Origin of the sequence: Pseudomonas sp. CFBP 13719, from assembly GCF_014842095.1 — a bacterium.
Taxonomy (GTDB): domain Bacteria; phylum Pseudomonadota; class Gammaproteobacteria; order Pseudomonadales; family Pseudomonadaceae; genus Aquipseudomonas.
In genome coordinates this window covers 822,130-846,171 of record NZ_JACYVB010000002.1, presented here as the reverse complement: position 1 = coordinate 846,171, position 24,042 = coordinate 822,130, and the positions used below count along the sequence as shown (strand labels likewise).

Sequence of the window (24,042 nt, the reverse complement as noted above, 5' to 3'; positions counted from 1 at the left end):
TTACTTCTCTTCGTCTTCGTCGTCGACCTGAACCGGCATTTGTACCGGGGCCCGGCCTGTGCGGCGGCGACTGGCGTCTTCTTCTTTCTGCCAATCGTCACGACAATCGCTGTCACACCAGCGTTGGCCAGCTTTGGCAACAGTCTCTTCGCAATACAGGCACTTGCCCGTGGCTTGAGGGGAGTCTTTTACCTGTGCGCGGTGAGCGGCCAAGCTGCTTTCAAGGAACGCTTCCTGGAACTCATCGGCTACGTCAGCTAAATCTGCCATCTGTTACTACCTAAATCTGTGGGTTTGGGGGAATTCGGTGATTGGGTCGCTTTACGCACATATTGACGTTTTTCGCCGACCCGAATAATCTGCCACTCTGTTCAGCGCCTGTCAATATACGTCATAATTGAATTATGCCTCGGGCACCTTCACAATAGAAGCATAAATCGAATTTTCGGAGCCTCCATGAATAAGGCCATTACCCTGCAGGATCTCCTCAGCCTGACCACTGAGCAGGATCGCGTAGATCTTTTGATGCGAGACCTGAACGAAGGCCAGCGCGAGGCTGCTCTGCAGCTCAACGGCCCTGTTGCAGCGATTGCAGGTGCCGGCGCAGGCAAGACCAAGACCTTGATCCATCGCACAGCACACCTTCTGATCAAGGATGTGCCTGCGACCAGCATCATGCTGGTTACCTTTACCAACAAGGGTGCGGACGAGATCAAGGAGCGACTCGAAGCCATGGTTGGCGAGGACGCCCAGTACATCACTGCTGGCACCTTTCACTCCATTATCTACAAGTCGATCCTCAAGGCCTACGCCGAGCACCCGTACCTGGAGTCGATCGGCCTGGACATGAAGGAGTGCTCGATCCTCGACGACTCTGAATCCAATGCACTCTTTGATGAAGCCATCAAGATGCAGGACAAGGAAGTTCAGGAGCTGATTGATGAGCACAAGTGGGAAAAGAAGATCGAAGGCGAGATGGCTTCGGCCCGCGCAAAGGGCCATACAAGCGAAACCTACGGGCGCGAGATGATAGGCTTCGGCGATCCCAAGGAATTGCTCTATCGCACCTCTATGGACGTCTGGGCCACCTACACCAAGCTTTGCCGAGCGGCCAATGGCATAGATTTCGACGATATTCTCGTGGTCGCCTGTCAGCTATTGGCACGTGATCAGCAGATCGGTCGTGAACTTTCGGAGCGCTATCGTTACCTGATGCTTGACGAATACCAGGACACCAACCGAGTCCAGATGAGAATCATGGATGAGATTGCCAAGCATCACGAAAACATCTTTGTGGTGGGTGATGAGAAGCAGTCGATCTACGCCTTTCGGGGCGCAGACATCACGGTTATTCTGGGCTTCAAAAGCCGGTACAAGGATGCGAAAGTGGTGTCGATGGACATCAACTACCGCTCGACGCCTTCCATTCTTGATGCTGCCAACTGCATTGCCCGGCACATGAGTCAGAAACTCACCGAAGGGCAACTGCACAAAGACGACCCGCACATGGAGCGGGGCAAGGCCATCGCCCTCGTGCAATTTGAAAACGACCTTCAGGAAGCTGAGACGATTGCCAAAGCCATTCGCCGAGACATTTCTCAGGGTGCACAGGGCAAGGATATCGCCATTCTCTACAGGTCACGCACCACAAAACCTGTCATTGAACAAGCGCTGGTCAAGGCGGGTATCAACTACCAGGTCGTCGGTGACATCGGTTTCTACCAGCGCGCCGAGGTCAAGAACGCCATTGCTCTGCTGCGGTTTACCTTCAGACCCTGGGATTCGATGGCTGCACTGCGCGTGCTCAAGTGCACCAGCTTTGGCGTATCAGACAAGAGTGCGAAAAAAGCAATGTCCACGGGCAAGACGGCGCATGCCTACCTGACCGAAATGTCGGAGAAGACCCGTGGCAAGGATGAACCAACAGCCGTAGCACAAAAACTCAAGCCCCTGCTGAGCATGATGCTGTGCATCCGCAGGCTTGTGGCCTATGGGGAAGAAGCAGGTTACGTGCGCCAGGCCGTCGAAAGAATGTGGGAATCGTACCTGCAGCCTGGCATTCAGCGCGCTGCAGCCAGCGATACGGCGCCTATCGATGAGGCTGTGGAATCAAGGATGCAGAACGTTGCCTTTTTGCTCGACCGTTTCTTTGGTGAGCTTGAAGGGGGCCGCAAGCCAGAAGACATTATTGACGAACTGAGCATGATGGGCGACGTCACAAAGCAAACCGAGCAAGACAAGGCCTTGACCATCAAGCTGATGACCATCCACGGCTCCAAGGGCATGGAGTTTCCGATCGTCTACCTTCCGGGCCTGGATGCTGATACCACCCCAGGTGAATCAGAAGAAATCAATGAACTTGAAGAAGAGCGCAGGATTTTCTATGTAGGCCTGACCCGAGCCATGAAGCGCGTCAACGTCTCCTTCTCCAAGGTCAAGCGAAAGTACGGCCAGAAGATGATCACCGAAGCCTCTCCCTATGTGAAAGAGCTCAGCGAGGGGCTCGGGCAGAAAATTTTCCAGTTCAAAAGCCCAGAATCTCCATCTCCGGCGCCTTAAGTCAAAGGGCGAGGGCTGACCTGAGTCGGTATAAAAACCGATAAAGCAGCCCCAGCCCTCAGCGGCTAAAAGGAAAATGGTCTCAAGTCGCCTTTCTCGGGCCGGGAAGGGGCGACTCTCTCATATGGGCTCTCTCCTTTCTGGTCAGCCCCTACGCGCCTGCTGGAAAACCATGAAACACCAGCTAAACAGAACCAGAATTGGCAAAAGGTGAAGCGCTCCCGTGAGGGGAAACCCTTAAAATGAGCCTTTAGAAACTCTTTGCGTGTCAATTAACGGCATAACCGGGCGCGACGACTACCTCAAAGGACGACTTACTCAATAATTGCCATTATGGTAATTAACTGGTATATTTACTTCAACCTAATTGGAGAATTCACCATGTCCAAGAATGCCCTTGCGGAGCGTCTAGCTCAAACCAACGAAATTGAACGCATCAACGGCGAAAATCTGATTCGCATGAACTCCGACCTGGACAACTTTCGGCTGCAGGAAAAGGAGCAGCTGGAGACCATGCAGAACGAGTTCAAGGTCAGCTCGCTCGAAGAACTGCGCAACCTCTATAAATCATCGAACCAAGAAGATGAGCGGGCTGTCGCAGAGCGTGAAGAAATCGTACTTAAGCGTCAAGCCATGATTCAAGGCGTCTTGGATGCCGTAGCCCGCGCCAACGCTCCAGCAGGCCGAGGCTAAGCCAATGACCCAGGTGCAGAAAATCCAACCTTTGCAAACACTCGACAGTCTGAATCTCATGACGTCGGGTTTGATTCGCCAAGAGGCAAGACTCCTGGGTATCGCCCAACAAGCCAAGATGGATATGGCCCACGTGGCTGTAGAGATTGCCGAATGCGATAGGTTGCTCAACCGTAAAGATGACGTATTGCGTCAACTGGGTCTGTTGCAGCAACAAGCTCAAGCCAAGAACAAAGGGGTCTTCGAAGAGCTGCTGACCTCCCTGATTCACGAGATCATGCCCCATAAAAAGGGCGAGCAGGTCGTACTTAGCAGCACTCTGCGGCAGAACCTTGCTGCGCTTGATATCGACATCAACAGCAACGGAAATCTCGAAAACATCTCCCGTGACAAGGGTGGCAGCATTGCAAACATCGTTGCAATGGGCATGCGGTTTGTCGTTCTGGCGCGTCAGCCTAACCGCCGCGTTCTGTTCCTCGATGAAGCCGATTGCCACCTGCGTGAAGAGTACATCCCTGCTTTTGCAGCGGTCATGCAACAGCTTGCCCAGCGCCTGGGTATCCAGGTGATCTACATCAGCCACCATCCTGCGGCATTCTTTCAGGGTTTTGGTCGAATCATTGAGATTTACAAGCAGGACGGGCAGAACCACGCTCAGACCCTGAGTGATGAGCAGGTGCCTGAGGGCCATGAATACCCCGAAAACGCATTTCGCTACATTCGTCTTAGAGACTTTGGCCCCCACGAAAACGTGCTGGTCGAGCTTGGTGGTGGTTTGAACATCATCACTGGTGACAACGACCTCGGCAAGAGCAAGGTCATTACCGCAGTGGGCGAGTTGCTTGCCAATGATGGCCAGGAAGCTCGCATTCGACATGATCGACCTTTCTTCGAGATCGAGATTGGCCTGGAAATGGGCATGAGCTTGCTGTGGAAATACAAGCGCACGGGCTCACAAAAGACGTTGATGGAGCTCAAGGACAAAGAAGGGCAGGTCGTCGAAAGCTCTAACCTGGGTAGCGGCAAGGTGCCTGAATGGCTTCATACCTATTTGGCCATGGGCCTTGTTAACGATAAAAACATTCATGTTCATCACCAGGATGAGCCCAAGTATTTGCTCTCAAGCCATTACACCTCAATTGACCGGGCCAAGATGCTCCCGTTGGGGCGAGAGTCACGTGATGTGCTGAGAATGATCCAAATCTTCAACCAGCAGGTGATTGAAGCCCGCTCTAAGAAAAAGGGCCTGGATGCACAGCTGATGAAGGTCAGAAACCTGCTTCAGGCACTGTCACCACTGCTCGATAGCGATGAGTCGACGGATGATTTTGAATCGGCCATCGACCGCCTTAAGGAGCGCTGCAATCATACCGCTCGGATGAAAATTGTCGGGGGGAAGTTGAATGAAATTCAAGTTAAGAAGGCAGCGCTGGAAAACGGGTTGTCCTCGATCGAACGCATCGTCCTACCTACGGTAAACCTTTCCCGCTCCCATGATATGCAAGTCTTGAGCAGCCGAATGGAGAAGACCAAGGCTGTGATCGACTGCTTCAAAGATTTGAGGCTTATCCCAAAGGTGTCTACATCTCCCGTACTTCGAGATGCCCCTGGGATGCTGCGCCTGGGCGTCAAGATCAAAGCGACTCAAGATGCGATCACTGCACTTTCAAGCCTGGGCGAAATCCCAGCGTGCGCACCGATTCAAATTGCAGACCGCAGCCGCATGACAGACCTGATTGTCCGTGTTGAAACAACCGGCGACAAAATCACTTCACGTCTGCGTGATTTGGACAACTGCCAGAAGCAGTCCAAAGTCATCAAGGCTGAAAAAGAAGAGATTATCAAGGCTCTGGGTGGCACCTGCCCAACTTGCCTTCAATCCATGAATGGGGTTCACGCTCATGTCTGATATCAACGTGCGCAGCATCGAAAATTGTGTCATTGCCGGCAAGAAGGGGTTTCTGTTCATCGGAGATCCTCTGCTGGGGGGTGATCGACGCACGGGCCGCATCGATAACGCGTGGGATGTATCGATGGCCAAACTTGTGCAGGCTATGGACATTGCCAAGAGCCGCGACCTGGTTCCGGTGATCGTTGGTGATCTGCTTCTGGAGAGCCGTGACCTGTCAAAGGTTTTGGCCATCATCAATGTGCTCAAGGGTCATCGAGCCATCCTTCTTCCTCGCGATGCCCGCTGGAGCGATCGTGCAACTGGCCACATTGCTGCAGTATTGCAAGCTGCGGGCGTGGCCGAAATTGCAGGCTTTTTCGCCAAACGCTACCAAATGAGCTGCCAAAAGGCTGATGGCAGTGGTTATGGCGAACTCAATCTTGAATGCCATACCCCATGGGGCGGTCACAAGCGCTTGGAGCAGGGCAGTCGGGGTCGCGTGGTACTCACCTCACTTGACGTTGCTGTCGAGCCACACTCTGGCATTCCCGAAATGGTTTCTGAGTCCAACAGCTCAGTGATTCGTGCCGGGCGCCTGGTGCGATTATCCGCTATGGAAGAGAAGCTGAGTATTTCGGTATTTGCTGCGACTCTTGATGGTATTGAGCGCGTCTCTCTCAAGGTCACTCCAATTGTATTCAGTGAAGCTGCAGAACACGCTGGCGCACACAACGTACTGCTCAATCAAAACAGCAAGTTCGTAGATCAGCTCAAGCAATCGGCCCAGGAGGTCGCCGAGGAGGAGGGCAAGGACGGATTGCTGGATCTCATTGCGCTTTCCTGCACCGATTCAGGTGCGGACGATTGGGTGCTTGGAAAATGCTACGAGCTTGCCAGGGAAGCAGTAACCCCAGCGGCTTGATTTTTGGGGCCGTAAGCCCCGGATCCTTGAGGAGCGATTGCATGTTCGAAAATGTGCTGGCCAACGTTCTGGCGATAGTGGTGCCTCTGTTACTGATGATCGGGGTCGGTGTGCATTGTGCACTCAAGGAGCGGCGTCGAAAGGTAAAGGCTTTGGCCAGCAGGGTTCGGCCTGGAACGCATCGGTCAACCGGGGGGTCAGGTTATGGGCGCTCTGGGTTTGGATCGCCTAATCAAAATTCACATCATGGCTTTTACGATTACGCTCATTCTGGATATGACGCAGGATCTGGCGGAGGTTGCGCAGGCGGCAATGGCAGTGGGAATGATAGTTCGAGCAGTAGCAGCACCAGCAGCTGTGACTGAAACTGCATTTCTTTATTTCTTTATAAACTTCCGTTTCTCTTTAGAAGCCCTGCAGGCCACGTCCTGTAAGGGCTTCGCTGCTTAACTATGGACACCTTCCGTGCATTGCGTGGACAGAGACCGTGCTGGCGGTGGACATCCAGCGTGCTGGCGATGGACATTTGACTGAGTTCATGTGGACGTTTTGCTTGGGGTGTTTTTTGAAACATGGACATCTGCTTTGTGGATAACCCTTTATCCATGGACAAATGCCTTGGAAGCACGAGCCTGATCATCGCTGTAGCCTATCCTCTTCCCGAACAACCTGCCAGCGCGCCCAAATGTGGACAGTTGCCTTGATTAAAGCTCAAAGATGGACGGATTCCTTGAGCCCATTTTGAGAAACACGCCGTAAACAACTGAAATGTGGACGTATTCTAAGTGAATGAAGTTTTTATGCGGTTTCCAAGACCTCTCTCTCCCCCTCAAGCAAGCTATCTGTCCACTTTTGCTCCGCAAAGTCAGCTATCTGTCCATAGTTGACGTTGCATGCCAAGGCAGATGTCCATGTTTGGCTTCAAAAAGGCCCGCAGATAGCTGGTCGCCAAGGTATCTGTCCACATTAGGCAGGGGGAGGTCGTTCTTTCAGCCGGGCGAAGCCTGGATGGCTCAAGCTAGATGTCCATAATAAGAGCCTTTCCATCCTTTTCAGGTCTTAATAATGGTTCAAATGTGGACAAAACCCTTGAATATCGGCTTCATAAGAAGAAGCTAAACCCCTGATGGGTCGAAAGAATTGCCAAATGTGGACGTATTCCGTGCGTCATGCTTCGTCTATTCCGCTTCACGGCTCGCAGACAAGCAGAATGTCCATATTTGGGTTGCTTTCAGGCTTGCCGATCAAAGAAAACTGAGAATCAGCACGGAATTTGTCCATGTTTAGTGCTCTGGACAAGCTATCTGTCCATGTACGGAGCGCCTGAGTGAGACCTGCTCACGCTAAATGTCCACTTTCAGGCCTATGCCTCACCTCTAAAGTGGACGTCTGGCTTGAACGGCCAAAGCATGGGAAGCTGATTCGAGCTGTTTATATGGACAAATAGCGTGTAGAACCTCCTGGGGTGACGTGTCGCGAGGGTTCGGGGTAATTATGGACAGGAACCTTGTTTCTGCAGAGAAGATGGCTAGGCAGCAGCCTGTGCCTTTATGTGGACAACAAGCTTGATGAAAAGACGATTTAGGTCTTAATGTGGACAAATACCTGACCCATTCGTCGGACGAACGGTCGTAATGCTACAAAAGCGTGGCATGGCCAGGAACATTTCCTTATACAGATCACCAATCGCCACACGAACTCGAACGAACCTAAGGAATGCAAATGTCATCCATGGCCCACAACTCAATGCACGTTTACAAAAGTAACGAGCTGATCACTGCGGGCTATAAGCTGACTGTCAACGAGATGCGGATCATTCTGTGCTGCATCACCCAGATCGATCGAAACCCTCATGAGCTCATCACAGACGAGCACATGTATGGCTTCACGGCCAGGGATTTTGCTGAACTGTGCGGCATCAGCCTCATGGCTGCGTATCAGGAACTCAAGGAGTCGGTGGCCAAGCTGTACGAGCGCAGCGTTAGGATTCAGGTCGATGGAAAGCGCGACCGAAACACGCGCTGGATTCAGACCGCCGATTATCTGCAAGGCTGTGGCCGCGTAGAAGTTCGCTTCTCTAAGGACATCCTACCGTACCTGGCCAACCTCAAAGGCAACTTTACCAAGTACCGCCTTGAGGCGGTGGCTAGGCTGCAAAGCTCCCATGCAGTGCGAATCTACGAGCTGATAGTGGAATCTCGGTACAAGCAACGGGGCGTAGCGCTCATTCCTCTTGAAAACTTGCGCTTTGCCCTGCAATTGGCTGATGCATACCCGGTATACGCTGATCTGAGAAAGCGAGTGATCGAACCTGCCCTTGAGCAGATCAATACCTTCAGTGATCTCAGGATCATCAAGTTTGAGCCAAAGCGCGAAAGCCGCAAGATTGTTGCGATCGAGATTCAGTACGTGGAGAAAGACAGTTTTGGTCTCCCTGTCCAGGAGGAGCTTCTGATCTTGGAGTCAGGTGATCAAGTCATCGAAGGTAAGATCAGCGCTAGAACAGTTGAGACGCCGAAAAAGCGCCGGGCAAACGCTAAGATAACTGAAGCAGAAATCAACAAGGCTGCCCGACCAGGCGAATCGCGAGAGGATGTCATGGCTCGCCTTAAGCGTCAGCACGCGGCAGCCTAAGAATCCCCATCTTACGATAGCCTGTGTGCCAGGCTCTCTATCCTCAGGGTTGTATGCACTGTGCCGGGCTTTGCAGCGGTGAGTGCAAACAAACCCTATTTCAGGCGGTCAGTGCTTCATCATATTCCCGATCCAGGGTGACCTGTTCAAGAACATGTTTGTTGATCGCCTTCCACCCGGCTGAACGAAGCGAGATCAAGGCATCTTCACGGTGAGCCAGGGTGAAAAATCCACGGCCAGCAAGTGCTTCTGCGCTCGGCATCAGTCGAGGTGGGATGTCCACCATCAGGATGTCATCTGGTTTGCGTAAAGACTGGCCAATCTGGTTTTGAATGTAAACGGCCAGGCGCATCTCGTCGCCAGTCAGCTTCTGGGTCAGATTCTGGTATTGCTCCAGACCTTTGATCATCGCATCGTGGCCATTGCGTGCTGTGACCTTGAATACCCAACTTTCATTAGAAAAATCAGGGGTCAGAAGCTGAGCATCCCACAATTTGAACTCTGGATCGTAGCCTACAAAATAGGTTTCTTTCATATCGTTGTCTCCACGACTTATACTAGTATTGTCAGTCATGAGCCCCATCAGAGGCAAGCAATGGTCACCTCAGTCGTCAATATCCATAAAAAAGAACGTTGTGATATTTATATCGGTCGCACGAAAGATGATCCGATGCATTTCGGAAATCCCTATTCGCTTGGTAAAAGCTCAATCACATCCCTATCCAGGCCTGACCGATATACATGTCTTTTGGCTTTTCACGACTGGATCACTGGAAGGGCGGACATCAATGTAGAGCCAGAGCGGCGCGCCTGGATTCTGGACAATCTAGATCTTCTCAAGGGCAAGAAGCTGGGGTGCTTTTGCCATCCTCTGGTGTGTCACGGGGATGTATACCGGGTGCTTTTGGGCGAAATCACCCTGGAAGAAATTCTTGCACCCATAAGGCCAAAGCCTCGTGCACCCGAACCTGATCAGGCCATGCTGTTCTAGGGTCAGGTGCTCATCAAGGTATATGTCCACAAAAGACCCCCTTCAGAGGGGGTTTTTGCATTAAGGGGTCGGTGCGTCTTCTGGCTCCCGGCGTCGGCTGAACAGCTTGAGAATGGCTTTGACCAGCTCCATGAGCATTTTGGCCATTTTGTCCATCTCCTGCTTGACCTTGCGAGCAGATTCACCAACAGCACCAGGCTCACCTGCCTTGTCGTCGACAAAAGGCTTAGTCTCATCCAGCATTTTTTTGGCGCCTTTTACGGCTTCGCCGAGTACTGGATTAAGCTTTTTATCACCCGCCTTGCCTGTTTTCTGAATGTCCTCGTTCAGGGACTTCATGGCATTGGCCATTTCCCCCCAGGCGCCTAGCGTCTGCTCTGCAGAGAGAGGAGCGCCATCTGCGGTCTCACCAGACTTGAGCATGTTGCCCAAAGTGCCGATGGCCTGAGATTTAAGGCTGATGCTTGAGGCCATCGAATCAGCATTGAAGTTTGAGCGGAAGGGAATGGATGGCAGGCTCAAGCCCTTCAAGCTCAATTTCGGCAAGCTGGCGTTGAAGTTAAACAGTGGTGGCGGCATACCTCCCATCCCAGGGCGCATGCCTCCCATTCCACCCATACCGCCGCCCATGCCTGGCATTCCCATGCCTGGTTGAAAGCCACCCATGCCAGGGTTGCCGGCACGCGGATCGCCGGACGGCCTGTTGGCAGCTGGGTCACTTTTGCCAGCACCTGGCGCAAACTGACGCGCCCCAGGTTGCTGACCAGGGGATCCTGGATTTGCAGCCGATGACTGAGATGGCTTGTCACCCTTGGGAGCGGTTTCCTTGATCTGCTCGTTCAGCTTTTCAGCTTTGCGCTCGGCGGGTGGTGGCTCATTGGGGATGTATGCGTCAGCATCTTCATCAAGTCCGTCAAGCATTGCAGCAGAGGCGGCGTCTCGCTCGGCAGCCAGATCCTCTTCGGTTTTTTTCTTCTTGTTTTCGTCGACCTCTTCAGGGGCCTGGTTCTTGTCGGTTGCCATGTGCATAACCTCTTGCGGGTGGAAGCTTCCCACCTGCTTTTCGTTCAAAATAAGTGTGTAGCGGCCAGAGTCATCCTGGATGCGCTCGATTCTCGTTGGAGCCTTAATCTTTTCCATCAGGCCGTCTTGCATTTCGGATCTCACGGCGTTGGCAAAATCACGAGGCATGTCCAAGCGACGAACCTTGGCAAGCTCGCCACGGTTGATGGGGCTGAGGATGAAGTCCTGAAGAATCCAGTCTTTAAAGGCTGCGTTGCGTACGCGGATTTCGCGCACATACTTCACCTCAAAGTCCTTGTAGGCGTTCTTATAGCGAGCCATGTCGAAACGGCCCTGCTCAACCAGAACAGGATCAAGCAGCTTGAGCTCTTCTGCGTCAGGCTCATGATTGGGGAAGTCGCCCGGATCTTTGCCGTCAAAGAAAGCCTTGGCCCAGCGATCAGTATCACCAATGGCGTGTTCGAACGCATAGTCCCAATCCTTGGTGATTTCCGGGCTGATTTCGGACAGATTCTGTGGTTCATCAGGCACGTATTTCTTCAGAGCAAGGGCGAGCTTCTCGGTTTCATCCACCTTCAGGTTCTGGATCTCGCTCCGCATGTCGATGACATCCTGACGCTTTTCGAACTGTGACGTCAGCGCCTGGAGATCATTGTCATATTGCTTGAAGCCCGGCGTTTCTTCGGAATGACGGCGGGACTTCTCTTCCATTTCTTCCAAAGTATCACCGACCTCCATGCCGATGTTCTTCCCTTCGGCTTCGAGTTTTTCAAGCAGGCCGGTCTCTGCCATGGATTCAAACATCATGGTCGAGATGGTGGCCTCAAGCTTTTCGATGTCCTCATCGTACTGAGGCACCTCACCGGGAGCGGCCATCATCCTGGCCATTTCCTCGCGATCCTTGTCCTTCCAGCGCTCCATGTAGAGGCTGTCTACTGCAAAGGGAGGATCATAGGGGATCTGGAAATGCCTGCCGCTTTCAAGGTCGTACACACCTTCGATGCCGGCGTAGGCGAAGTACTCCTTCACCCGACGAATGTCGATGATGCCCTTGTTGTCCATGTAGTCGAGATGGTAGAAGATCTGTTTCTCGATATCCAGGGGCAGGTTGGCACCCCTGACCATGCGCTGAATCTGGTCGTAATGGATCTCGCATGGATGGCCGTTCTTCACAGACCGCTTGAGCTCGTCCGTTTCGTAGTCATAGAAGGATTCGATATTTGACTTATCGATGCGAGCCAGCCATTGCTTGAAATAGCGCTCTACAACTTGATTGCCCTTGAGCAGGTTACGGTGGTAGTAATCCACCCCAACGTCATATGACTTGGGCACTTCCCAGTTACTGTTGGCTGTCGTATCGCTCATGAACGTACTCTCTATTTTCTTTATCGTGAGCGAGGAGCCCAGCATCCATCAACTGTTATCAAAGGTTTTTCTGGGGCGGGTCAAGCTTGTTCAGGACGTAGGAGGCCAGAAGTCGCTCACGCAACAGGCTTGATTCGTACCGATCGATCATTTGCTTGATTTTGATCGACTTCATGATGGCGCCATCCCGATTGATCGCATTGGTTGAATACGAACTATCCTGGGTGGTGCGTTGAAGCCAGCTGTTTTTATCGGTAGAAAGCTTGCCGTCATCCGTAAAGCGCAGTGCGGTCTGTAGTTCCAGTGTCGACAACTTCGACAATTGGCCAGCTTGTGGCGGAACCCGCATCTCGATCTGGCGATTAATGGCGGCGCCGATGAAATTGGTCATGTTCTTGAGGCGCAGCTCCGCTGCAATTTCAAGGGTGTTGGTGGGATCGCTGGGTTTCTTCCTAACGTAGGGAGGGTAAGTCACGAACGCATAATTCTTGGCCATCTCGATTTCTTCATCGGACAGCTGAGGATTGTAATTGCCCATCGGCATGGTCAGGTTCGGGTTGGAGGCTTGAGCCTCCTTGCCGGCGTCCGACCATTTCTTGAATTGCTCATAAGCTGCGATTTGCTTTTTCTGGTATTCCTTGTACGCCTTGACCGAAAGGGTTTCTGTCGTACCTCCATCTGAACCTGAATTGGTGATCAGGCCGGTGACTGAGCTTGCACCTGTCTCAATATTAGCATAAAGCGCAGAAAGGCTTGTTGAAACCGAATCAATCAGACTGTCGTGATCATCCTGAACACCGCCCTGTGCACATAGAGAATCTGTGAACGCCTGGCTTGAAACCGTGGCCGAGCAGGCATCTCGCGAAGGCTGAGCGCGCTCAAGCTGAGTCATGTTTTGAAGGTCAGCCGCCACCTTATTTATCCGAGCAACAGTGTTGGCTGCGCCATTGTTGACCGATTCGATCTGATTTTCTGAGCCCAAGCCCGTCATGTCAAACACGGTGTCCCGGAACTGCTCCTTCACGAGGGCAGCGAGGGATGCCTGCATGTTGTCCATGATGTTGTTGGCCAGGTTGGCATAGTCGGTCACCGGCAGAAACATGGCCGAAGCCTGCAGTGATGCTGCAAGCGCCGTGGTTCCAATGCCCAACTTAAACATTTGCTTGAGCTTCATGGTCAGTCCTCCGGAAGCTGTTCTTTACGCACGACGATCAGAGAATCTGAGATGCCCCAAATCCAGGCCATGTCATGCTTGGCCTTGTCCATAACCTGTTCGAACGAAATGGTAATGTCAGAGAATGGCGCAGATTCGCCACTCAGGCGGTTTTTGAAGTTTTCTTCAAACCGCGAAAATTCCATGAAATTGTGCTCTTCCAGGTAGGCTTCCTTATCTTCTTCGCTCATGTTGCTGAGCTCGTCGATCAGGTCGCTGCCGGCTTCATTCCATGCTTCTGCGATCATAGCATCGAAGTGGGCGATGAAATTGGATTTCCAGCGTGCACTGTCGTCAGGTTGCAGCTGTGGCACTTTGGCGCCATCCAGGTACCCACGAGCGATATCCCGCACGCGTGAGATCAGCTGCTCTGCGGCAGCGTCCTCATAGCCCATGTCCATGTTTTCGAGAGTGCTTTCGAATAGTGGCAGTGCCATCAATGGGTCGCTTGGCAAATACTCGATAGGGTCGAGTTCTTCCATGACGCACTGGCGATAGGCGCCTTCGAGCACCTCCAGGCAATGAGGAAGCATGGTGCTGAAAAGATTCTCCCTGTCACTGATCTGCGAACGCTTACTCCAGCTGAAGGACACGTCCTTGCAAAGCTCAACGGCCAGCTTTTGCAGTTTGCTGACGACATCCTTGGGTTTGTGTCCACACCACAGCCCCTCTAGGCGCTGGTAGGATTTAAGCGAAGCGGTGAACAGAGAGAGCTTTACGCCCAGAATGCTGTCGCCAGTCGAGTTCTCTGCCAGTGCATTCTCGAACTCGTTGCTTTCAAGAATCCACGCCTTTGCAATTTCTACCAGGCCCTGGAGATCTTCTACCGGCGCGTCCAGATACATCCCGGCTAGGCTTTTGGCCATGGCGCGACGAATGTAGCGCAGCAGAATGTCCTGGGTATTGGCATTGTTTGCGGTAAGACAGTGATCGACCAGATCAAGGTGGCTGCGACACTGGGAGGCAACATGCTGACGTAGTTCCTCCTCGCTCATGTGGGGGTTGCGTCGACGCTCACCCATGTACAGGGGGGCAGCCTCAACCACGGCCTGAAGGAATCCCTGCAAAGACCGATAGTAAGCAATCCGCCCCTGACCTTGTGGTTGCTCTGGCGTGGCAGAGGGAACAGGCTCACGGGGTTTTTTGTCCGGATTCATGGGTTCCGGGCGTGATGAGGTTGGGCGACGACGATCTTTTTCACGCTCGCGCTCTTTGACCCGGCGAATGAAGCTGCTGTTATCTTCACCTTCATCGCTATCAAAGCTGTTTTCAATGTCCTCCACCATCAGTGTCGGATCATCATCGCCCAGCAGGTGATTGGGTCTGTCGCGATCGCGATTAGAAGCCATCAATGCCACCCTCTACCGACTGCTCGCGGGCCAGGCGCTGGCGCTGCTGCTGTTGAAGCTCAGCCGCTTTTTCGCGAGCCTTGTTGAGTGCTTTGAGAGGAGCTTCTTCCAGGAGCATGCCATGCAGGTCGGAAATGGCAACCATCGCAGCGTCGAGCAGAGGCAGTCCCTGACCGTCTTCGTATTCGGCACTGGAGCGGAACAGGCCGTGAATGACCATGTTTTGAGGCTTGATCCGAACCAGCTTGTTCTGCTGGTCGATTTCGAAGGTATCTGCAATGGCACTTTCCAGAATCAAGCCCATCAGGCCATGGGTCATGTTGGCCATGGATGCTGCTGGGAAGTCCTGACTATCCTGAATATTGCGATCGGTCTGCTGATCGAAGGTCAATTCATCAAAATGCTGAATGATCATGCCGCAGGGAGAGCTTCGGCTCACCGTGTAGCAGGCATTGGGGAACAGTCGCACACCAATGAGCAGGATTGAAGTTTCTTCGGCCCGCATTGCAAGGCGCGAAAGCAGCACAGCCGGGTGCGTCACGACATCGATAGGATGCTTGTCGTTATCCACGTCAACCTTGTAATTACCCAGGTTCAGGCGCGACATCGCCGCACTGAATGCGAGACGGATGTCCTCGATCTGGTGTATAGCAATTTCTTCTTTGTCGAATGACATGAATAACGACCTTGCTTTGTTTTTTCTTTGATTCTAATATCTACCGAGACAATAAACAAGAAAATAAGCATGCCATGGCCCGTGAAAACAATCCCCTCGTGGGAAAAAATCCCGAGGAAACCTTGCTGCTCAATCTAGGGCACGAGATCCTCAACTTCCGTCCCGACTTCCCCAAGACGTCGCTTAAGCACACCTTCATCCTGGGGCCCTATGGTTCCTCGACATTTGGCTTGATGCCCTCCAATGGTCAGGTTTACCTGGGCATTCCTAGGCGATTCTATGACCGATTCAAGTCTGCCAAATGGCTCTACGCTGCGCGTGTAGAGAACCAGGCGGGACTTTTCTTGGTTATGCAGATTGGCTCAGGGGAGGCGTCTCACCCAGTAGGTATCCGCATCTTCGTGCGAACCAAGCGCCTGATGGCTTTGGGCGATGACGTTAAAGTTCTGCGCGCTGTCCCTATGGACAGACATGGCATCACCCGCGAAAACGACATCCTTCAAGGATTTACCCTTAAATTGATGCAGGTCAAGCAGTACGTCTGGGAAATCTCGGCTACTGAAGAGGAGGATAGCTGGTGAGTAGTCTGATTATTGCCATAATTGCAGGGGCGCTTGCAATCTTAGTGCTTGTGTCTTCCATGATGCTGATGGACAAGGCAGCAACCGACAACGGTGCCAAGGCGCTCTCGGCTAAATTGCGTAACCAGGCTCAGCAGATCGCGGGTGCCATTACCATTTACAAAGGCGACGGAAATTTTATCAGCGAAGACTTTCTCCTCACAGACCTGACTGACAAATATCTTGTGGATGTACCCAGTGTCGACTGGAAGGCGGAGGCCAAGCACATCTACAGGACAGACGTAACGTTTGAAGCCTGTGCTTTGTCCAACGATCAGATGAACATGAGCTGGGCCAAGACTGACAGCGATGTCTATATCGACCCAGGCTATCCCGAAAAAGTGATCCCGTACTGCTCAAAAGCCGGAATCTCAAATTTCACTCCCTGCTGCTATACCCCTGACGATAAAGCAGAGGCTCCAGCAGCTTCAGGCTAATGGAGTTCGATTAACCAGGCCTCTTCTGATCCATCAAGGTTCCCCAGCCAGAACTGGGCACCTTGAGCCAAAGCGGCCTGTACGGCCTCGCTAGCCCTGAAATCGACACTGACCCCGCCTGATCCGAGGATCGTGATGTGGGAGCCGTTGATGGCGCCCTTAAAGGGCATGTCCTGGAGGTCGAGGAGGGTGGTGAGCAGGCCGCACCTGAGCTTTCCGGTGTCTTCGCAGTGGCCAACAAACTCAGTGGGGTGGTCGATGATGGGCATTTTGTCTTTCGCAGGCCTTTTCTCCAGGTTCAGAATCAATGGTAAGGCATGAGGACTAAAAAGTGAAAGTAAGACAGCTGCTTAAAAACGCCATTGTGCTGCATTCTGACGGAAAGTCCGGGAACGGCGAGAACCTGCCCGCGCTTCTTAAGGAGATCGAGTTTCGCAACTTGTCGGCCCTGGGAGCTTATCTGCTTGCCCAAATCGACAATGAAGTTGACCCTGTGGTTAAAAGCATTCGCCAGGCCAGTCAACAAGCCGCCGATGGGAAATCAAAGCTGCTGGATTCGATCACGGGCATGTCAGCGTTCAACAAGGTGCTCAATGTTCGCTACGGCATTGCCAATAGCATCCTGCTCAATGTTGACGATCCCGCGCTCTCGGACGTGATCTCTAGTCTGCCTCATGGCATCTTACGTTACCAGCCAGTGCAAAAACCCGCCATGCCAGCGGTCAAAAGCCTTTTTAGTCGTGATCTCACCTTCAAATCCTACCTGGGCTCAATGGCCTCGTACCTTAAGGAGCGTCACCAGTTCAACAAGGCAGTCAGCGAAACGCTCAACGAGCAGAATGAAGGTCACCGATTTGGAGCATTCTCCAAGATGACGTTTCTTCGAAGCGAAAAGCTTGCTCTTCAGCCGCACGCGACCCTGATTCGCCCAAGGGAGGGGATGTCGGTGTCTTTGCTAAGATTTTCTCCCGACGCAGAGCGCGAAAGCGCAAGTCAATGGCATGGTCAGGAGCTACTCAAAACCTATCTGTTTACGCATGAGTTGGGTCATTGCGTGATGCCGGACGAGACGCATCAGCTCCACTTTGAAAGGTCTGGCAAAGAAGGTGATGCAGATATTCACGAGTGGCTAGATGAAGTGTACGCAGACGTCTATTCAGCGCTTTTTGTAGCCAAAATGTCCAAGACTTGGGATTTTCTGCCGCTCTGTATTTTGCCCGAGCGCGTCTCGGAACATGCTGATCACAATACATTCCATTGCCTCAGGAAACTCCCCTCACTGGTCAATCCGCAGGATCTCACCGACATTAGCGAGCGAGATCTTGCACGAACCGCTCACAACCTCATGGAAGAATTTATAGCGTCGGAATCCGCGCCACATGTGCTGCGGGTGGAGAATTGCGCGGCGCAGCTTTACGGATGGTCTATAAAGCACCCTGAAGACAGTGCCATGGCCTTTGAGCAAGAGCTTGATAGGTTGGCCGGGGGGTCGAGGGATTCGCAATTCAGAATGGCGGTGATCCACTCACATGCTCAGCGTGCACAGGCAGGTATCGATAGCCTGGGGATCAAGATGGATCTGGGGGCTTCTCCTGCTTTTGTCAGAAAAGAAATGCAAACAATTGCTGGTGTATTGAAAATGGCTGGGCACAGCAGGGCTTCTGATCAGCTCGCAGATTTAGCGATCCAGTCACAAGCGGTTCATAACGCAGACTTCCCTAAATTCATGTCGCCGAGCGCCATACAGGCCTCTACGCGCTATGAGGAAACCATGATGAGCATTGGTGACTTCTGGGCGCAGTGGAAAAAGGACGAATTAGGGTATTCCCAGGGCATAAAAAACCCGGCTCAGGAAGGCCGGGCTTTGGGTTGATCGCCAGAATTATTCGGCAGTCATGGTTTCACTGAGGCTTTTGAGTCGATTGCCCATCTCGATCATCAGATCGGAAAGCACTGACATGTCCTGAGCGATTTTGGTATTGCGCTCGTCTTGTAGGGTCTGAGCCTGAACTTGGGCTTGCACTGCGTTTTTGGCCGCAAGTTGCAGCAGCCCCATCAATTGATCACCAAGACCATTGAGGGCTTCACTGTCAGCCACGGGAGCTGGGCTAGCAGCGGCTGCTGGCGCAGGGGCGACAGTAGCAGCTGGTTTTTCTGCAGCTTTGGGTGCTGGCGCAGCAGTCGAACTCTTCGGCGCAGCCGACTTCGCGGTGGTTTTAACTTCTTCTTCAGCAGCCTTCTTGTTGGTCGAACCTTTTGGACGACCTGGTGGGCGCTTCCCTTCTGGTTCGGCTGCGCCCTTGGTGGCGGCAGCTTTTTTGCCAGCGGTTTTTTGGGCTGCAGCAGGCTTGGCGGTAGGTGCCGGCGCTGGTTCACTTGCGGCATCTGCCAGTGGCGCTGGAGCCTCGGGGCTCAAAACACCATCAGCCAACAACTTGGTGTAAAGATCTTCGCCTTTGGGCGACAGCCAAATGGTTTCAGATCCAATCAATTTATCCTGGATGATCAGGCCATCAGCGTGAAGGTTGGCCAATAGATCGGCGAAGTCAGGGTATGTGTCCTCCAGAAGTGCGATTTGCTGTGGCGCTTCCTGGAGAAGTTGGATGATACCGTCCCGCACATTCGAAGACTGACTGGCGTTCGCTGCAGCTGTTTTTGGTGCAGCGGCTGGGGCGGGAGATTCTTCTTTCGGCTGGCGGGAATTTTTCGGGGAGATGTGTACGACGTTGTCGGTTGCCTTGGCGCTGGCCTTGGGTGCAGTCGATTTGCTGGTCAGAGCAAACCCGGAATTATCGGACAGCTTGAATTTTGGTGGTGAGTCAGTGGTCTGCGAAATCTGCCCCGCCTGAATCATTTGCTTGATAATCGGGTTCAGGAGATTGCGTGCGACCACATTGGTTTTGCTGGCAAGCTCGTTGATCGACAAGGGCGTGGAGGCCTGTTGCAAGGCGTTAAGGATATTTTCCGGTTTAGGGGAATTGCTTAATTGCTTGCTGCTCATCTTGGTCTTGCTCCGGCGTAATGGGCTTAATGCGCACGCGAAATTCGCTGACGGAGCGTAGAATGGCGCTTCGAAATAATTTAATCAAGCACCTGCCGGGGTTTTTGATGAAAAATACCCCTGAGATCGGTTTCTTTGCAGCCCTTGCGGGAGGAAGGGAGTTTTTCAGTGTCTCAAAACTCCCCGGAAACCTTATTTTTTCAAAGCTTTCTTCTGATTGCGAGGTTTGCTCATCAGGGCGGCCCTGTTTTTGAGCACCAAATCAAGGAAACCGTCGAATTTAACCTGCTGTTTGAGAGGGGCCGAGAGCTTGTCGTAAAGCCCTTGGGCGAACACCTTCATAGCGTCGTCGGAAAGCAGTGCCTGGGAAACCTCTTCGCGTGGTTTGGCCTTAACCAGGGTGTTCACTTCTTTGATGATCATCCCGGAAATGCGCAGGTTTGCCATGCTGCCGGTTGTCAATGCACGAGCCGCGCTCATTACGCCCATTTTTCTTCTACCTTGCTGTTTTTATAGGGTTTGGAGATTATGCGATGACTTTGGAAGCCCGTCAATATATTGCTAAATCGACGGACTGCTATCTTCATAGTCGACGGTGGGTGTCGCCTGGCTGACGGATTCCAGAATTGCCGGAGCTGGCGTTGGGGCTGCTTTGCCGGTGCCTTGGGCTCCTGATCCAAGAGGCGCCTGCTTAAGCACTGTCCAGGCAGATTGAAGCCTTGAGCCAATGGACTGTCCTGGTTGCGGCTTGGTTAGCGCTTCCTCGATCTGTACAGCGACATTGGGCTTTATGAGCTCAGGGGATCTTTCAGCCACCAGATCAAGCATCATTTGTGCTCGGCCATTGGTAGATCCAAATTGATCAAGGTAAGTCTGGGCAACTTTCGCAGCATGGAGGTTTATCGTGGAAGGTCTGCCCAGCTTATCCTCAATCAATCGTTCCATGACAATGTGTGCTATTTCATGGCGCCACTGCCTGACATTTGCTTGTTTGACGTCGCAGTCTCTCGGTAATTCATGGCGCAAGGGATCGAGATGATTACCTTGGGCATCCGTGTCGCGGATAAAACTCAGTCCTTTCCCCCATGAGCGCAAGACGTGTACCCAGCGCTTGCCGTCATCGTTCAGATGGGGCTCTCCGGTTTCACGAGTAAAGTGCTCAGGCTGCTCGCCCAGGCTCATGCTGTGCATTGCGATGACTCGCAATACGGCCTCGTCCGATGACAGGCTCGATGTTGGAATGCTGGAGTCAGGGACGTCATCAACCAAGGGAATCAGCGCCTCGTGAGCTTCGTAGGAGCGCTCAAGCTTCTCTTGCGAACGATTAAAAGCCACCTGTCGGTCGAAAGGCCTGCTGTAAGCCACTGCCATGCGCTCGGCCCAGCGTAGACTGATCTCACCCAGGTGCCGACTATCGGTTCTGGGGTAGCTTAGTTTTCCTTTCTCGTAGTTGCGCTGAACGGAGTCAATAATTTCAGCCAAGGGCTTCTTCAAGGATCGGCAGCACAGTGAGAGAGCCTCAGGGCCTGTCAGTGGCTTTCTTTCAAATTCGAGCGGCAAGGACTTACGTGACTCGATATCAGGCCGTGGCAGTGCGTCCAGGATGCTCATGATGGTGTCAGCATGCACAGCTTGAGTCGTAGGAATGCGTACAATTGCATGCCATCCATCCTCAAGCGCCTTGGTGACGATGTGGCTTTCTGCTGGGGCGCTATGAAGGCTCTTGACCACGGGCGTCACGATGCGACCCATGCTCATGCGCCAGCGATCCTCAGGCTTGGTGAGCATAAACCCCAAGTGCCTGTCGAAAAGACGACGCGCTTTGGCAGCCGACACTCGATCGGAGTCCAATTTTTTGCGGTTGAGTTCGGCGATTTCAACGTAATCGGCTGTAAATCCTGCCAAGTGAACCCGGTCAACTACCTGATTCTCCAGACACAGATGCGCAACCTGACTGGCGATAAGCTCTCCCTCAATGTCCGGATCTGTAGCAATCAGTACCTCGTCAGCATCCTCAAGCAGTTTTTTTAGCTTGCGAATCTGGTCGGGCCGCTTGGCTTTCCAGGCGACCAGGTGTGGATTGCTGGGGTCAAAACCCAGCTTGTCTTCCGGCAGATCGTACAGCCGTCCATAGGTAGCAAGGACGCGGTCGTTTAAGAAACCTGCATCCTTGAGAGCCATTTTAAGCGAATCGATCTTTCCGGGGGCTTCGATCACCCAAACCCGGATTTTCCTCATCGCTTAGTTCCCGGACTGAGTGGCCTGTTGGAGTCGCTGCTCAACAAGATCGCCCACGCTCAGACTACCGCCCGTGACGTTCGTGCCGATGGTGTCCTGAGCTGTCTGGTTGATCGTGTTGACCGATGTGTTCATCGCGTCACGCACGGCTGTGTTGACTTTGGCAACCGAATCGCTGGTTACCATCTTGACGATTGCACAGGAATCGATAGAACCCAGGCTTCCGCCGAAGCTTGGCAGACCAGGAAGCGACAGGCCCAGATCGCAACCGCCATCCGGGTTGGTATAGATGAAAGGGTTGTTTTCCAGGGACGGTGTATTGGTGATGCCCACGCAGCTATTGCTGACCAGGTTGCCAAATACATTATTGATCTTGTCGATGTACGTCTGGCACGAGCCGGCTGAAGCCGACTCGGACATGAACAACCCTGTCACAGCCATGGCACTGAGCAGGGTGGCTAACCCGATCTGTTTGATCTTCATTAGGGATTCTCCGGTATTAATTGGATTTGAACGGCCATTGGGCGTGAATACCATGCGCCTTGCGTGAGCGCATGATCGTGGAGATCCGCTCAACCAGTTGGCGCGCCAAATCATAATGCTGGTGGTCAGCGACGTTGTTGGTGATGTTCGTCGCCTCCAGATAGCACAACGTGCCCCAGCCAATGGGGCTTTCACCGGCCTGATGGTTAAGCCAGTGAATCGCGAAGATGCAGGTGCCAAAAGGCATGCTGACAAGCAGCGGGATCAACTTGACCAGAATGTCCTGGCTCTTTTCATCAATAGGCAGCTGGGCTACGCGGGGGAGGGCGTGTGCCATGCGGATGAAAAGCTCGGGCAGCTCATTGAAATCGTAGGTGAAGGTTTCCTTTTTCTCAAAATGAGAAATGAAAGCTCGGAAATCTGGCTGCATGCCTCCCCAGAACTCACTCTGAGCTTCCGGAGAAAAGAGCATGGGGTTCGGTGAGGAAGAGTCCATGTAGGGTCTCGGCTATTCGGTTTTTAAATATATTGACTGATTGACGGTTAAATTGCCACCCCGTATGATCAACAATATAAGAATAAATCATTGTTTGGGGTACCCATGTCAAGTCTCGCCCTATCTTCCTTCCCGGCTTACCCCTATACGGTCGAGGAAGTCGTCTCTCCTGATGCCAATTATGCTGGTCGTAACGATCGACTCGATCACGTGAAGCAGGCCCTGCGCGGCATGAATCGCTATTTCGATGCGTTCTGCCGTGAGCGCCAGACGCCTGGCATGAGTCATGAATTGGGCCGCACCATCGACCTGGGTCAAGCAGGAGACCGGAAGTGAAAACTACAATCAAGAAACACAAACTGAAGGCATTGTTTTCGGCAATCGCTCTCAGCGGAATGCTCATTACGCCTTCAGCCAACGCCTTGCTGCCGACAACCGATGCCGCCAACTTGGCGCAATCGATCATGAACAACCTGCAGCGTGCCATGGAATGGGCAAAGGACGCTGCCATGCAGGCGTCCCAGATGGACTTGATGGGAGAGCTGTCTGGCCTTCAGGTGGACAACATCAACAACGGTTTCGCCAACATGATTGCTCGCCTGAACCGAACCCAGGCCGAACTTCAGAACATGGAGCAGCTTGAGAAATCGATTCCTGCCCAGGATGCCTGTCAGACAGTCACCGTATCCAATTTGCTGGAGGATGCACTCTGCAACGCAGACTCCCAAGTTGAAACGCTGGCAGCCCAGCGTCAGGAAACATCTGACCTGAGTCGTGGCAAGGCGGGCGGGGGTGAGGCTAAACCTGCAACTGTCGCCAAGATTGCAGAAGTGCAAGCCACCAAAACCCGTGAGCTCATCGCCAGCTGCGAAGCACTCAAAGACAGCAGCGGCAACTCGATGTGTGCCAAGCCATCCCTGCTCATCACGGCTCCAGGTGGCGCCTTGAGCGACAAGGAATACAAGGCAGCTCAGTACCAGAACGAAGTCGCCGCTAACGCCATTGCGCCCAAGGTTCCGCTGGCCACCGGCTTCAACGTCGAGACCGACAGCTACAAACAGAGTGCTCTGGCAGACATGCGTCGAGAGAACATTCGTGACCTAGCCCTGGCTTCGCTGGATAACGTCCTGATCATCACTCAAGGCACCCTGGAGAACAACACCCGTAAGCCAGGCGAGCTGTTTGCAATGCAGAAATTCGCCGATGACCGATTCGGCAGTGCGAGCTGGCTGTGCCAAGTCACAAACTCCTGCGCCGACACCACCTCAAGCAGCGCCTACGTGTCTCCTGCAGAGCTTGAGAAGCGTGCTGCTGAAATGGATGCCTTCATGCTTCACCTGGCTGTTGCCCAGTACAAGCAGTCGCTGCGTGAAGAGCAGTTGATGGCGAACTTGGTATTGATGCAAGTCGACGCACCGCTCGATAACGTCACCAAAAGATAAGAAGAATAA

24 protein-coding genes are annotated in these 24,042 nt (G+C 52.9%); 12 read left to right on the top strand and 12 right to left on the bottom strand.

Translation table 11 applies throughout. The features are described from left to right. Nucleotides 1–270 (bottom strand): hypothetical protein, encoded by a 270-nt coding sequence (locus tag IFT57_RS09790; protein WP_122531624.1) that lies wholly within the window; start codon nucleotides 268–270, stop codon nucleotides 1–3. Between the two features lie 186 nt (nucleotides 271–456). Between IFT57_RS09790 and IFT57_RS09785 the strand changes: the two genes are divergently transcribed. The 6 genes from IFT57_RS09785 to IFT57_RS09760 all read left to right on the top strand — a co-directional run bounded on the left by IFT57_RS09785 (nucleotide 457) and on the right by IFT57_RS09760 (nucleotide 8,699). Next, complete coding sequence (locus IFT57_RS09785) at nucleotides 457–2,559, top strand: ATP-dependent helicase (protein WP_122531625.1); 2,103 nt, start codon at nucleotides 457–459, stop codon at nucleotides 2,557–2,559. A gap of 381 nt (nucleotides 2,560–2,940) precedes the next feature. After that, nucleotides 2,941–3,252, top strand: a complete 312-nt coding sequence (locus IFT57_RS09780; RefSeq protein ID WP_122531626.1) for a hypothetical protein — start codon at nucleotides 2,941–2,943, stop codon at nucleotides 3,250–3,252. Nucleotides 3,253–3,256: 4 nt separating this feature from the next. Then, nucleotides 3,257–5,161 carry an AAA family ATPase gene (locus IFT57_RS09775; protein WP_122531627.1) on the top strand — a complete coding sequence of 635 codons (1,905 nt, stop codon included), beginning with the start codon at nucleotides 3,257–3,259 and terminating at the stop codon, nucleotides 5,159–5,161. After that, on the top strand, nucleotides 5,154–6,065 hold the full coding sequence (locus IFT57_RS09770; protein ID WP_122531628.1) for a hypothetical protein: 912 nt from the start codon (nucleotides 5,154–5,156) through the stop codon (nucleotides 6,063–6,065). Before IFT57_RS09775 ends, IFT57_RS09770 begins: the two co-directional genes overlap by 8 nt. 204 nt (nucleotides 6,066–6,269) lie before the next feature. After that, nucleotides 6,270–6,515 (top strand): hypothetical protein, encoded by a 246-nt coding sequence (locus IFT57_RS09765; protein WP_122531629.1) that lies wholly within the window; start codon nucleotides 6,270–6,272, stop codon nucleotides 6,513–6,515. A gap of 1,272 nt (nucleotides 6,516–7,787) precedes the next feature. Then, the gene (locus IFT57_RS09760; RefSeq protein WP_241032754.1) at nucleotides 7,788–8,699 is read left to right on the top strand and encodes a replication initiation protein; all 912 of its coding nucleotides are present in this window, start codon (nucleotides 7,788–7,790) and stop codon (nucleotides 8,697–8,699) included. 100 nt (nucleotides 8,700–8,799) lie between these two features. Here IFT57_RS09760 and IFT57_RS09755 read toward each other — a convergent pair whose 3' ends face one another. Continuing rightward, nucleotides 8,800–9,234: a hypothetical protein gene (locus tag IFT57_RS09755; protein ID WP_122531630.1), complete on the bottom strand. Its 435-nt coding sequence runs from the start codon at nucleotides 9,232–9,234 to the stop codon at nucleotides 8,800–8,802. A gap of 60 nt (nucleotides 9,235–9,294) precedes the next feature. Here IFT57_RS09755 and IFT57_RS09750 point away from each other — a divergent pair, with 60 nt between their 5' ends. Then, nucleotides 9,295–9,690 (top strand): DUF4326 domain-containing protein, encoded by a 396-nt coding sequence (locus IFT57_RS09750; protein WP_122531631.1) that lies wholly within the window; start codon nucleotides 9,295–9,297, stop codon nucleotides 9,688–9,690. Nucleotides 9,691–9,750: 60 nt separating this feature from the next. Here the strand turns inward: IFT57_RS09750 and IFT57_RS09745 are convergent, their stop codons facing one another. Genes IFT57_RS09745 through IFT57_RS09730 form a run of 4 tightly spaced genes read right to left on the bottom strand, consistent with a single transcriptional unit; the run spans nucleotide 9,751 to nucleotide 15,316 of the window. Continuing rightward, complete coding sequence (locus IFT57_RS09745) at nucleotides 9,751–12,078, bottom strand: hypothetical protein (protein WP_192151276.1); 2,328 nt, start codon at nucleotides 12,076–12,078, stop codon at nucleotides 9,751–9,753. 58 nt (nucleotides 12,079–12,136) lie between these two features. After that, nucleotides 12,137–13,252, bottom strand: a complete 1,116-nt coding sequence (locus IFT57_RS09740) for a hypothetical protein (protein WP_122531633.1) — start codon at nucleotides 13,250–13,252, stop codon at nucleotides 12,137–12,139. A 2-nt stretch (nucleotides 13,253–13,254) separates the two neighbouring features. Beyond that, the gene (locus IFT57_RS09735) at nucleotides 13,255–14,640 is read right to left on the bottom strand and encodes a hypothetical protein (RefSeq protein ID WP_244657280.1); all 1,386 of its coding nucleotides are present in this window, start codon (nucleotides 14,638–14,640) and stop codon (nucleotides 13,255–13,257) included. Continuing rightward, on the bottom strand, nucleotides 14,630–15,316 hold the full coding sequence (locus tag IFT57_RS09730) for a hypothetical protein (RefSeq protein ID WP_122531634.1): 687 nt from the start codon (nucleotides 15,314–15,316) through the stop codon (nucleotides 14,630–14,632). Before IFT57_RS09730 ends, IFT57_RS09735 begins: the two co-directional genes overlap by 11 nt. A gap of 74 nt (nucleotides 15,317–15,390) precedes the next feature. Between IFT57_RS09730 and IFT57_RS09725 the strand changes: the two genes are divergently transcribed. Both IFT57_RS09725 and IFT57_RS09720 read left to right on the top strand, forming a co-directional pair. Further along, nucleotides 15,391–15,897 carry a hypothetical protein gene (locus IFT57_RS09725; protein ID WP_192151274.1) on the top strand — a complete coding sequence of 169 codons (507 nt, stop codon included), beginning with the start codon at nucleotides 15,391–15,393 and terminating at the stop codon, nucleotides 15,895–15,897. After that, complete coding sequence (locus tag IFT57_RS09720; protein WP_122531635.1) at nucleotides 15,894–16,373, top strand: hypothetical protein; 480 nt, start codon at nucleotides 15,894–15,896, stop codon at nucleotides 16,371–16,373. Before IFT57_RS09725 ends, IFT57_RS09720 begins: the two co-directional genes overlap by 4 nt. Here the strand turns inward: IFT57_RS09720 and IFT57_RS09715 are convergent. Continuing rightward, nucleotides 16,370–16,642, bottom strand: coding sequence for a hypothetical protein (locus IFT57_RS09715; protein ID WP_192151272.1), 273 nt, complete (start codon nucleotides 16,640–16,642; stop codon nucleotides 16,370–16,372). The genes IFT57_RS09720 and IFT57_RS09715 overlap by 4 nt on opposite strands. 62 nt (nucleotides 16,643–16,704) lie before the next feature. On the opposite strand from IFT57_RS09715, the gene IFT57_RS09710 reads away from it, so the two are divergent. Continuing rightward, complete coding sequence (locus tag IFT57_RS09710; protein ID WP_192151270.1) at nucleotides 16,705–18,246, top strand: hypothetical protein; 1,542 nt, start codon at nucleotides 16,705–16,707, stop codon at nucleotides 18,244–18,246. Between the two features lie 9 nt (nucleotides 18,247–18,255). Here IFT57_RS09710 and IFT57_RS09705 read toward each other — a convergent pair whose 3' ends face one another. The 5 genes from IFT57_RS09705 to IFT57_RS09685 all read right to left on the bottom strand — a co-directional run bounded on the left by IFT57_RS09705 (nucleotide 18,256) and on the right by IFT57_RS09685 (nucleotide 22,591). Continuing rightward, complete coding sequence (locus tag IFT57_RS09705; protein ID WP_192151268.1) at nucleotides 18,256–19,374, bottom strand: hypothetical protein; 1,119 nt, start codon at nucleotides 19,372–19,374, stop codon at nucleotides 18,256–18,258. 192 nt (nucleotides 19,375–19,566) lie between these two features. Next, nucleotides 19,567–19,863 (bottom strand): hypothetical protein, encoded by a 297-nt coding sequence (locus IFT57_RS09700; protein ID WP_122531639.1) that lies wholly within the window; start codon nucleotides 19,861–19,863, stop codon nucleotides 19,567–19,569. Between the two features lie 72 nt (nucleotides 19,864–19,935). Further along, complete coding sequence (locus IFT57_RS09695; protein ID WP_241032757.1) at nucleotides 19,936–21,591, bottom strand: DNA topoisomerase; 1,656 nt, start codon at nucleotides 21,589–21,591, stop codon at nucleotides 19,936–19,938. A 24-nt stretch (nucleotides 21,592–21,615) separates the two neighbouring features. Next, nucleotides 21,616–22,095: a hypothetical protein gene (locus tag IFT57_RS09690; protein WP_122531641.1), complete on the bottom strand. Its 480-nt coding sequence runs from the start codon at nucleotides 22,093–22,095 to the stop codon at nucleotides 21,616–21,618. A gap of 16 nt (nucleotides 22,096–22,111) precedes the next feature. After that, nucleotides 22,112–22,591, bottom strand: coding sequence for a hypothetical protein (locus IFT57_RS09685; RefSeq protein WP_241032758.1), 480 nt, complete (start codon nucleotides 22,589–22,591; stop codon nucleotides 22,112–22,114). Between the two features lie 105 nt (nucleotides 22,592–22,696). On the opposite strand from IFT57_RS09685, the gene IFT57_RS09680 reads away from it, so the two are divergent. Both IFT57_RS09680 and IFT57_RS09675 read left to right on the top strand, forming a co-directional pair. Beyond that, nucleotides 22,697–22,927, top strand: a complete 231-nt coding sequence (locus tag IFT57_RS09680; RefSeq protein ID WP_122531643.1) for a hypothetical protein — start codon at nucleotides 22,697–22,699, stop codon at nucleotides 22,925–22,927. Then, nucleotides 22,924–24,033, top strand: coding sequence for a hypothetical protein (locus IFT57_RS09675; RefSeq protein ID WP_122531644.1), 1,110 nt, complete (start codon nucleotides 22,924–22,926; stop codon nucleotides 24,031–24,033). Before IFT57_RS09680 ends, IFT57_RS09675 begins: the two co-directional genes overlap by 4 nt. Nucleotides 24,034–24,042: the final 9 nt, after the last annotated feature.